At 42.9% G+C, this 11,167-nt stretch carries 10 protein-coding genes; 2 read left to right on the top strand and 8 right to left on the bottom strand.

The genetic code is table 11. The features are described from left to right. Positions 1 to 43: 43 nt before the first annotated feature. The 8 genes from VEA_RS21380 to VEA_RS21345 form a co-directional block, all read right to left on the bottom strand. Positions 44 to 892: a mechanosensitive ion channel family protein gene (locus VEA_RS21380; RefSeq protein ID WP_006741910.1), complete on the bottom strand. Its 849-nt coding sequence runs from the start codon at positions 890 to 892 to the stop codon at positions 44 to 46. A 96-nt stretch (positions 893 to 988) separates the two neighbouring features. Then, positions 989 to 2,329 (bottom strand): HlyD family type I secretion periplasmic adaptor subunit, encoded by a 1,341-nt coding sequence (locus VEA_RS21375; RefSeq protein WP_005392416.1) that lies wholly within the window; start codon positions 2,327 to 2,329, stop codon positions 989 to 991. Continuing rightward, entirely contained in the window at positions 2,304 to 4,022 is a 1,719-nt protein-coding gene (locus VEA_RS21370) for a type I secretion system permease/ATPase (protein ID WP_006741911.1), read from the bottom strand. Before VEA_RS21370 ends, VEA_RS21375 begins: the two co-directional genes overlap by 26 nt. A 153-nt stretch (positions 4,023 to 4,175) precedes the next feature. Then, positions 4,176 to 4,766: a calcium-binding protein gene (locus tag VEA_RS21365; RefSeq protein WP_005392412.1), complete on the bottom strand. Its 591-nt coding sequence runs from the start codon at positions 4,764 to 4,766 to the stop codon at positions 4,176 to 4,178. Between the two features lie 207 nt (positions 4,767 to 4,973). Beyond that, positions 4,974 to 5,630, bottom strand: coding sequence for a LuxR C-terminal-related transcriptional regulator (locus VEA_RS21360; protein WP_080619247.1), 657 nt, complete (start codon positions 5,628 to 5,630; stop codon positions 4,974 to 4,976). A gap of 228 nt (positions 5,631 to 5,858) precedes the next feature. Then, complete coding sequence (locus VEA_RS21355; RefSeq protein ID WP_006741912.1) at positions 5,859 to 6,527, bottom strand: LuxR C-terminal-related transcriptional regulator; 669 nt, start codon at positions 6,525 to 6,527, stop codon at positions 5,859 to 5,861. A gap of 248 nt (positions 6,528 to 6,775) precedes the next feature. Next, positions 6,776 to 6,976 carry a restriction endonuclease subunit S domain-containing protein gene (locus VEA_RS21350; RefSeq protein ID WP_005392406.1) on the bottom strand — a complete coding sequence of 67 codons (201 nt, stop codon included), beginning with the start codon at positions 6,974 to 6,976 and terminating at the stop codon, positions 6,776 to 6,778. A 56-nt stretch (positions 6,977 to 7,032) separates the two neighbouring features. Then, positions 7,033 to 8,949, bottom strand: coding sequence for a methyl-accepting chemotaxis protein (locus VEA_RS21345; protein WP_006741913.1), 1,917 nt, complete (start codon positions 8,947 to 8,949; stop codon positions 7,033 to 7,035). A 310-nt stretch (positions 8,950 to 9,259) separates the two neighbouring features. Between VEA_RS21345 and VEA_RS21340 the strand changes: the two genes are divergently transcribed. Together VEA_RS21340 and VEA_RS21335 are read left to right on the top strand one after the other, a co-directional pair. Next, positions 9,260 to 10,216 (top strand): AAA family ATPase, encoded by a 957-nt coding sequence (locus tag VEA_RS21340; protein WP_006741914.1) that lies wholly within the window; start codon positions 9,260 to 9,262, stop codon positions 10,214 to 10,216. Between the two features lie 14 nt (positions 10,217 to 10,230). Next, entirely contained in the window at positions 10,231 to 11,157 is a 927-nt protein-coding gene (locus VEA_RS21335; RefSeq protein WP_006741915.1) for a DUF58 domain-containing protein, read from the top strand. Positions 11,158 to 11,167: the final 10 nt, after the last annotated feature.

Genomic DNA, 11,167 nt, shown 5'->3' with positions numbered 1-11,167 from the left:
TGTTTGATAGCGGGGTTTGTTTTAACTGGCGTACGACACTTCTCTATTTTTCACTCACCACAGGAAAGCGCTGCTCATAAAGTTCCATAAAGTCTTTACGAATCAAATGCTCCAAGTGGTTAGCTTTATCGGTCGGGCAGAAAATCATAACATGCAAAATCTGCTCACCATTGATATTGCTAGAAATATGCATATGTGGCTCTGCACCGGGAAGATCGACCCCAGCGTGTTTTTCAATCATCGCATTGTAGCGATGTGCAACATCACTGAAGTAGCTACAATGCTCTTCAATCTTGTCGGTCAAGATTGGTAACAGAGGATACAAATTAACGAAGTCTTTCACCACGATAGAGAAATTGTGGTAGACGTAGCGCTTCATAAAATTGAGGTTCTTTACTGGGTAAGTAAAAAACATACTATTGGGTAAGGTCGCGGTTTTTCCGGTGTAGTGATATTGCCCATGGTGCAGGTCGATCTCTTGAATCACCGTCGCCATCATATTGTGCTCGATCACTTCGCCGCACAGTTTACCGACCTCAATCCAGTCACCGACACGAAAAGAACGTGAGCTTGCTCTTTGAATCGAGCCTGTAAAACACAAAATTATCTCTTTGGATGCCACAACAATGGCAACCGCTATCGCCGTGACACTTAGAGCAAACTCGTTTATTTCTGATTGCCATAAAATAAATAAAATCAGTAATGTAACGGCAAAGGTGCCGTTCTTAGTTCTGGACATCCAGCTGCGCTGATCTTCAGAAAGAAAGGCATGGTCACCACGAATCATCGATAAAATGGTACGACGAATTAACCACATAATCACAAAGATCAGTGCGGTAAAAATCAGTTTATGAGTGAGAAGAAAATCGACGACCGACTGCACTTTCTCCATTCCACGGCTCCCTTAGAATTAAAATACGGCCTAGTAACGGGTAACCATAACAAATTATTTTGTCAGTTGTCCGTGTTCACTCAAGTACTTTTGAGATTACTCCTCTCTAAAGGCGCGATTCATGCTTTCAGTGATTGGCTTTATTAAATAACTTAAAGGCGTTCGCGGTTCAGATAAAATAAGCACTTCCGCGTTCATTCCTGAAGTTAAGCGGTGTTTGGCTACATCTTCTTGCGAAATTGCAATTCTAGCGAGGTAAAAATCCTCTTGGTTTTCTTGTGAAAGCTTATCCGCAGAAATCGTTAACACCGTGCCGTCTAATGGTGCCAACGTTCTAGCATTCAGAGCGGTCAGACGAACATGCGCCTGCTGACCTGGGTTAACTAAATCGATATCCTGAGGATTCACGCGAGCCTCGACTAACAACTTATCGTCTTGAGGAACCAACTCTAATAGCGTTTCACCCGAACCAATCACACCTTTTTCGGTAAACACCTGCATGTTGACCACACGGCCTGCAATAGGTGCATTGATGGTTGTTCTCGCTACAATATCTTGGGCTGAGCGATACTCTTCACGGATGGCGACGATTTCCTTTTTGGTGTTTCGTAGCTCCTCGACAATCTCATTCAGTCTTTCAAGCTTCAACTCTTCAATTTGCGCTTGGTTTTCATCCAACCTTTTGCTTACTGTGAGTGATTGTCTGTCTAACTGACTTAAGGTACTCCGCACTTCCGCCGCAAGACGTTTGAGTTGAAGTAAGGTGGATTTACCCGAAAAGCCTTTTTGAACTAGAGCTTGGTTACTGTCTATTTCTTCGGCGATAAAATTGAGTCTTTCTCTCTCAATTACTTTGGTTTGCTGGAGGTTTTCCAGCTCCAAATTTGCCCCAGAAATACTCTGCTCAATGATGCTCAGCTTACTATCAAAGAATCGCTTTCTCGCTTCAAAGATCTTGTTTTGAACCAGTTGAGCTTCTTGGACGATATCGACGCGAGGAATACTTTCAAGATCATCAGACCATACGATCGTTGGCAATTCATCTAGCTCAGCACTTAGACGGTTTTCCTTCGCTAGAGTATGAATAAACTGACCACTTAATGAATCCAACTTCGCCATAGCTTGTCGCTTAGAGAGTTGAATTAATAATTGACCTTTTTCAACCAAGTCTCCCTCCTGCACGTACAGCTTTTCAATAATGCCGCCTTCTAGATGTTGAATTTCTTGTCGCTTAGTGAGAACAGACAAATCGCCATAAGCAATTGCAGCACTCTCTAATTTCGCTGTCGCAGCCCAGTAGCCTAGGCCACCAAGAAAAATACTTAGCGTCACCACACCAAGTAAAATTGGCTTTCGAAAGCTTAGTTTCGCTTGCGGACTAAAACGATAAACGGTTTCAGACGGATGCTGATTAACGGCTGGCAGTTGATTGCTCATTTCTTACCCTTGGAATATCTGTTCTTTCTTCGCCCATCAAGCGTTTTAATACTTCATCTTTAGCACCGTATAATTTGACTCGACCTTCAGCCAAATACAGCAATCTATCCATTTGTCGTAATGTACTCGGATTATGGGCAATGACGATAATCGTTGAGCCTTGCGCCTTTAAATGGGCAATCAAACGTTGATATGCAGCCTCTCCTTCACCATCAAGGTTGGCATTAGCTTCATCGAAAATCACAATAGGTGGATCGCCATAAACGGCTCTAGCAAGTGCGATTCTCTGCCTTTCTCCTCCAGATAAACCACGGCCATTTTCGCCAATAACGAAATCATAACCTTTATTTTTCTTGAGTATTAATTCATGACATCCTGCTAGTTGCGCCGCCTTGATGACTTTAGCGGGGTCTTCCTCTTTGAAGCGCGCGATGTTCTCCCGAATTGTGCCAGGAAACAACTCTACTTCTTGAGCGAGATAACCAAAATGGGCGCCGCGGTCTTCCGATGCCCAAGTAGACACTTCCATACCATCAAGCGTAACCTTACCCGCTAGTGGCTTGATCGTACCTAATAACAACCGAGCAAACGTCGATTTACCAGTACCAGAAGGGCCAATAACTCCGACAGCGACTCCGGGAGGAATAGATAAGTTGATCGATGAGAGTACAGGCTCTGTTGTGCCAGGATGGCGATAAGCAAGTCCAGTAAGTTCATAGTGTCCTTTTGGCTTTGGCAGTGGCATATTCGATTCATCTTGGCGTACGATTGCGTCGATTTCTTTTAGTCGTTTATACGCGCCTTTAGCAGACATAGCACTTCGCCATGTTCCAATCGCCTGCTCCATCGGCGAGAGCGCCCGACTCATTAAAATGGAACTCGCGATCATCGCTCCCGCAGTAATCTCATGTTGGATCACTAACCATGCTCCGCCTCCCAACAAAAAGATCTGTAGTGAACCACGTACAAACTTAGAAAAGTTAGCCATGTAAATGGACTTACCCGCCACTCGCTCTTCGAGCATATTGACTTCATTCACGCGCGACTGCCATTTCTCTAAAAACGCGTTCATCATCCCCATCGCAAGAATTGAATTGGCATTTTGCGTGGCTAGCTCGGCGTTGTTGATATGAGAGATCGCCCTAACTTCACTCTCTTGCATGGTTTTACGCGTCATTAGCTCATTGAGTAGCCCGAGACTAAACAATACGATAGACCCGAGTAACGCGATGTGACCCAATACTGGGTGTAATAAATATACAAACAAAATAAACAGCGGTGTCCAAGGCGCATCCAATAGTGGATAGGGTGCTTGGCTGCTCAAAAAGCTTTTGATGTTCTGAATGTCTCGCAGCGTTTGCGAGGTGTAACTCTTCCCTGTGTGCGATTGGTATTGAATGCTGCGCTTAAGCATAAAAGTGGACAGTTTGGTGTCCATCCAATAACCAAATGATTTACTCATTTGCGCGCGAGCGATATCAATAATCGACATGGTTAGTAACGCGACAATCACGATAATAGTGAGCAAAAGTAGAGTATCGGTTGAATAGGAGGATATCACTCGGTTGTACACTTGAAGCATGTACAAGGGTATCGAGAGGACTAGTAAGTTGATAAAAAGGCTAAAAGCGATTAGCAAGCCCGCAAGCGTGCATAGTTTTTGTCTCACTTCTTTGAAAACCGTTTTTTGCACGACTATTTCCGTTTAGATTGAAAATGTAGGCGCTAGCATAAGCTAGCACCTAACTTAAGACAGCCTCAAATACACTCTAGAATGACCGAGTTAGTTCACCTCAGCGTGACAGAGCCACACAAACTAAATCCCATTCTGAGTGATTTAAGTCATTTAGATTGCAAATAAATCCGCACCGTAAGTATTGATGTCAGTTTCGGTAACGCCAATGAGTTTCACGGTTAGATCAGCACCATCGGTAAACACGGCATTACCTACAGCATCATAGCTAAAGCTTAAATCACCGAAGTCTGTGACCGAGTCGCTAATAATGTGCAAAGAATCTTCACCAATGGTGAAATCCACAACTTTTGCTTCGCCATGGCCACCAAACTTATCCGTGAACACAAACTTATCGCCATTGCTGCCGCCAACTAGAACATTATCACCAGAACCAGCTACAAGAATATCTTCACCGACGCCGCCATTTAGTTTGTTGTCACCCAACAAACCCAAAAGCAAATCATTACCTGTACCACCGCCGAGGTAATCGTTTCCTGTACCAGCCCTTAGGATGTCATCACCAGCACCACCAGTTAGGCGATCATCACCGTCGCCGCCGATCACATAATCGTTACCGCCACCGCCAACAAACGAATCATTACCACCAAAACCAATAAACAAGTCATCGCCGCCATCGAAATCAGCAAATTGGTTATTTACACCTGCATCGCCTAGATACGTGTCATTGTCACTTGTGCTCATTTTTATTCCCTCTTGTCTTAATAATTGAATAGACCTTTTATTCTATGTCTGAGTAGATTTGTAACAGACATGAGAAGTCTAATAGTCAACCGAATAGGAATAAGTTTGAATATGGGATGATATTTCAGACTGACATTTTAATAATAAATATAAAACTTAGTACTTTATAGAGTATTTTCTTTTTATTACAGTAAGTTAATACTAGTACTACAGATTTCGCCTAGCCCAACTTGTTGCTTGCGTACGGTTCTTTACTTCTAACTTTCTAAAAATATTGTATAGATGTGATTTAATAGTATGCTCACTGATAAATAAAGAATCAGCAATTTCCATATTTGAGCCTCCTTCTTTCAACATTTTTAAAACTTGAATTTCACGCCGAGTAAGCTCTACCTCGATAGCAGGCTCAATAATGCTATTCGCTTCTTTTCCTCGATAATAATTAACCAGCTGATCCAGTAATCTTCGAGACAGCCAATTATCTCCTTTTATTATTGCTTTTAACCCCTGACACACCTTGTCCATAGAGTCTCCCGGACCGAATATACCCTTTACATGCGGCCATGAGGCGAGTTCTTCTGTGTCTAAGTCATAACCTAAATTAAGCATTATGGTTCCTAGTACTTTATTACTATCTTTTAAATAAACTAAAGTTTCGGATGGAATCTCAACTGAAAAATCAACAAGCAAAAAGTAGCGTTCCGGAATGAGTTCGTGATAACTAGGGTTTTTAGTATCTATGATCGTTATTTTAGTTTCTATATTTTTAGAAAGCATTTCCTTAAAGTTTTCACTCTGTAAACTTTGTTGAGTGAGCATTAGGACTTCAGGCTTTTCCATATACTGTTCCATAATGTTTCTCATACTTTCAGTGACTTAACATTCTTAAATTAGTCGTTAATCGTCCGCACTTAGTGTGATATGTAAGTGTTAGTCCACAGAGTAAAGTTATTTGCTACTTTTTTAAATTCCAAAGTTATTAAAAAGAGAATCAAAAAAAGTGTTTCTCATAAAAGAAACACTTTTAACACATTTAGGTCACAGTAATGATTAAGAATTCACTAAATTAAATAACGCAATATTTCAAGGACATTACACTGTTAACGAGTTATCCGAAATATTTTCTTTCGCCCAAATAAGTGCTTGGACTCTATTTTTTACTTCAATCTTCTTGAAAATATTGTGTAAATGAGTCTTTACCGTATTCTCGCTCACAAATAGTTGTTCGGCAATTTGTTGATTGGAAGCCCCCATAGAGAGAAAGGTAATTATTTGTTTCTCTCGTTTGGTCAAAATAGCGGGAACGTTCTTATTTATCGGTTTGCAGTGGCGACGAAGGTGAGTAATGTATTGCTGAGAAAACTTACGGCTGAACCACATATCCCCCTTAAGTACCTTATCAATCCCAACTTGCAGCGTTTTTATATCATCAGAGGTATAAAAAATACCTGCTAGAGTACGCCAAGCAAAAAGATCTTCAGTCGAAATGGATTGATCACAATTAATTAAGATTTCGAGCGTATCTTTCTGTTGCGACTCTTTAAATTCCGAATAACGCCGAAATATTTCATCAGTGATCACGCTGCAATCAACAATAATGGCTGACGCTAAAGGCGAATCTAACGCTCCTTGAATAAGAGAGTCTGGTATGATTAGAGCAACACTAATACCGAGTTTGGTCTCCAATACATCTTTCAGCAGAGATGACTGCAGACTGCCCTCCGTGATTAAAATGACATTTCTTGTTTTTTGTTGCTCCATCCTGATCGCATTCCCTTGGTCGCTTTTATTGAAATACGCAATAGATTTAGATAGAGCAGTAGTATTGTCAAGTATGAAAATAACTAGTACTAATTAATAACTCATTGAAGTGTCAATAATTTTTAAGTGGCAAGTCTGTAAGAGGTATTAGCATTTTTCAGGCATTAAAAAAGGGAGCATACACTCCCTTTTTTGTATTTGAGTTGGTGATTTTGTCGCGCCCGTTAGAGCCGAAACCTCACCCTAGCTTAGTGAACTGGAACAGAGTTTTTTTGGTTAAATTTACCAAAGTGTTGCTCTAGCACTTCTGGCGTCAACTTACCTTCTGCTTCCAGCTTTTTTAGCTCAGCGACGATCGCTTTTTGCTCTTCTAGCGACGGCAGTTTTACTTCTGGCTCCTGAGCGGCTTCCTGAGAAATCTGCTCTAGTTCTTTTTCGAAGTCATTCATAGTACTTACCTAAATTTAGTTAGTGAACTTTTAAACTTCGGCTATTCTATCCAACTCTATAGCTTGAAGCTACCAACCATCTTGTCCAGACGTGAAGAGAGCGCTTGAAGATCACGACTTGCATCCGCCAGCTCTTCTGCCGTTGCCGTTGTCATTTCATTGATCGCGTTGATTTCTTCAATGTTTTGGTTAATGGTATGCACCACAGTGGATTGCTCTTCCGTCGCCGTCGCAACTTGCGTATTACGATCAGAGATGTCTGTAATTCGCTCAGAAATATTGACTAACACTTCCACGGCTTCATCGGTTGAAGCAACCCCTTCAATAGTGACCGCTTTACCCGCTTCCATCGCACTTACTGCGTCTTGTGCGTCACTTTGAAGTTGGTTGATCATCCGTTGGATCTCTTCTGTTGAATCAGCCGTGCGTGACGCTAAGTTTCTGACCTCGTCAGCAACCACTGCAAAACCACGACCTTGCTCTCCAGCACGTGCAGCCTCAATCGCGGCGTTCAACGCAAGCAAGTTGGTTTGTTCTGATATGTCACGAATTACGCCCAGAATCGAGCCAATATCTTTAGTTGTCGATGCCAGCTGCGTGACGACAATATTGGTCGTTTCTACGTCATCAGCTAGGCGGCTAATCACCTCTTTGGCTTTCATAACCACTTCACGACCCGTTTGAGTATTATCAGAAGCCTGATTTGCCGTATCGGCAGCAGTAGCCGCGTTCGATGCAATTTCGCTGATGGTCGCACCCATCTGGTTAATCGCCGCAACAACTTGAATGGTTTGATCACGCTGCTCTTGGCTGTTGTCATGTGTGGATGTTGCTTTCGTCGAAACACTTTCTGCCGCTTGACTTAATGAGCCACTGGTTAAAGCAACTTCTTTCATTGTGGCGTGGATCTTCTCAATAAATCCGTTGAAGCCTTTTGAAAGCTGAGCAATTTCATCATTACCCTGAATTTCAATGCGCTGCGCCAAGTCGCCTTCACCTTGCCCAAGATCGGTAAAACGATCAGCAATCAGTCGAATTGGTTTAGTAATACTATTTGCCAACCATATGCCCATCAGAATGAATACAACGGCGACAATGATGGTCGTAAACAGCATTTTTTGCGCAGTAGCATTTAGGTCCGCGAAGACTTCATCGACAGGAACTACACCAATGACAAACCAATTCATTGAAGGAACATACAAACTGGAAACAAACGTGTCCTGCCCTTCAAATTCCACATTAATCAAATTGAAGCTGTTTTTATTCAGCAGTGCACTCGCATCATTACCAAATAGCTTGGTGATAGAAGTTTGGTTTTTACCTTGTTGACGATGTATTTGAATCTCACCCTGTTCGTTAGTGAGGAACACATAACCCGTATCTTCAATTTTAAACCCATTGAGCAGCGCAACCATGTCGTCCATCGACTTTGAAAGACCTGACATTGATGTACCATTTAAGTCTTGGTAGTTGGCAAACATTTTTACTTCGCCGTTTGCCTCTTGGAAAACGCTCACTGACGTTTCTTGACCAGAAGACGTAAAGCCAAAGAACCAAGCATCTTGAGTTCGATTAAGCTGACGCAAGAACCCGTTTTGATTCCAGTAATATGCCGTTTGACGATTGGCTACCGACGCATCATTAAGTCCGTACTGGGATTTAACGTTATTGAGCTGCTGAACTAACTGAACTTCTACCGACGGGTCGCGGTCTGTATTAGATAGGGCTTCGACAATAAACTCGTTTGTTGCGAGCTGTTTTGCGGCTTGTTGCATCTCTACAACTTCGCGGTCAATTTCTGTATTGATTTGCTGCAGCATCGCAGGTAGTTCGATATCAATAAGACGGTGGCTCAACACATCTCTTGCATGACGCTGAGCCATAACACCAACGATTATTGTTGATGCTAAAACAGCAAACGTAATACCAAGTACAACCTTCTGTTTGATGCTCAAGGAATGAAGTTTCAACATATTCGGACCTTTTAAAAGAATCACTTGTTATTGGCCCCATAAGGGGAATCTGGTGCATATCTCATGACACGCACATCACAGAAACTTTATCGGCTCACATATACAAAACTAGAGGCATTTCTCACTATATTATGAAAAATAAATGTAACGCTCTGTCAGATAAGAACTTTCAGTGATAGCAAGTACTTGCAATTCTCTGCAGAGTCCCAATATTGAAAAGATAAATTGCGAAAGCGCATTGGAACTTTTTCCATCTGGAAAATGACCAATACTCAACACAAAAATCAAATGGATATCGAGAGTCCAAAGCATGCATAAATCTAACTTCGAAACTCTTCAGCAATACCTAGAGTCGCAGATCATTGGTCAGCAAGATCTAGTCAAACAACTGCTTGTTGCCCTTTTGGCAGATGGACATATTTTGGTTGAGGGCCCTCCTGGGCTGGCAAAAACCCGTGCAGTAAAATCACTCTCAGATTGTGTTGAAGGCGACTTCCACCGAATTCAGTTTACCCCTGACTTGCTGCCAGCCGATTTAACCGGCACCGATATCTTCCGCCCCGAAACCGGAGAGTTCACTTTCCAATCTGGTCCTATCTTCAATTCTCTTATCCTTGCGGATGAGATAAACCGTGCACCGGCCAAAGTACAAGCGGCGATGCTTGAAGCAATGGCAGAGAAACAAGTCACAGCAGGTCGCCATACTTACCCGTTGCCAGAGTTGTTTTTGGTCATGGCGACTCAAAACCCGATTGAACAAGAAGGGACTTATCCACTACCTGAAGCACAGCTAGATCGCTTTTTATTACATTTAGAAGTGGAATACCCAGATGCGGAGCATGAGCTATCTATCTTGCGTATTAACCGCGGTGAAGCAAAAGGCGAAACTACCGTCGAGCGCCCAATGTTAAGCCAACAAGATATATTCACTGCGCGTAAAGAAGTGTTGGATATTCATATGGCCGAAACGATAGAGCAGTACATCGTCCGTTTAGTTATGGCAACACGTCGAGCCAGCGAATATGACACTGAGCTGGATAAGTGGTTGTCAATGGGCGTTAGTCCACGTGCCACCATCGCTCTGGATCGTTGTGCCCGTGCGCACGCTTGGCTTGCAGGTCGTGATTTTGTGTCCCCAGAAGATGTTCAAATCATGGCTTATCCGGTTTTGCGCCACCGTTTATTACTGAGTTACCACGCTCAAGCGGAAGGCATTACGGCAAACCAAGTCATTGATAAGCTGCTAAACCTCGTTGGCAGTGCATAAGACGAGGGAGTGATATGTCCACAACGCATCCATTGCCACCTCATGCGAATGGGGTGACATTAACCCTTGAAGAGCTGCTGCAATACCGCACTCAATCTGTACGTTGGTTGCCACCAGCACAAAGTATCTGGTCGCAAATGAGCGGTAACCATACCAGCCGCCAAAAAGGGCGAGGCATGGATTTTATGGAAGTACGCCAATACCAACCTGGCGATGATATCCGCAGTATTGATTGGCGGGTAACTGCTCGTACAGGGAAAGCGCACACAAAGTTATTTGCAGAAGACAAAGAGCAAGCTGTGATTCTTTACCTTGACCTGAGTTCTAGCCTGCATTTTGGGTCAAAGTATATGCTTAAGTCGGTTCAATTGGCTCACTTTGCCAGCGTGTTGATTTGGCTCACTTTGGCTAAAAAGGATCGCATCGGTGCGGTGATTGACGATGGACATCAATGTTTTGAGTTTCGCCCTTCCTCTCTACAAAAACAGGGGCTGCGGATTCTTAATGCTATCGTCGATACACATAACGCGCAGGTGGCTCGTACTGCCAACAACGAGGCTCGTACACTGCAGTATACTCAGGTGTTAGAAACACTTCATACACTGACACCTAAGGGCAGCGAACTGATTATGCTCAGCGACTTTGCCCACATAAGCGCAGCAGAGTTGACGCAGTTACGTCGACTAAAACAGCACAACAGTGTGAGGGCTATTCAGTTTTATGATCCTTTAGAAAGAGGTGAAACAAACTTTAGAGGTCAAGTAAAAGCCTCGGATGGACAACGTAGTCAATGGTTCAACTTTGGCTCCAAGGGCCAAAGAAAGGAACTCGAAACACACTTTACTCAACACCAAGAAACCATTAAACAGCAATGCCATTCGATGGCGATTCCATTTAACACGCTATCAAGTGGTTGGCCCTTGATTTCACAATTAAGCTAACAAACTGTAC

The sequence above is a fragment of the Vibrio antiquarius genome, from assembly GCF_000024825.1.
GTDB lineage: Bacteria > Pseudomonadota > Gammaproteobacteria > Enterobacterales > Vibrionaceae > Vibrio > Vibrio diabolicus.
This window is presented reverse-complemented; position numbering and strand designations above follow the sequence as displayed.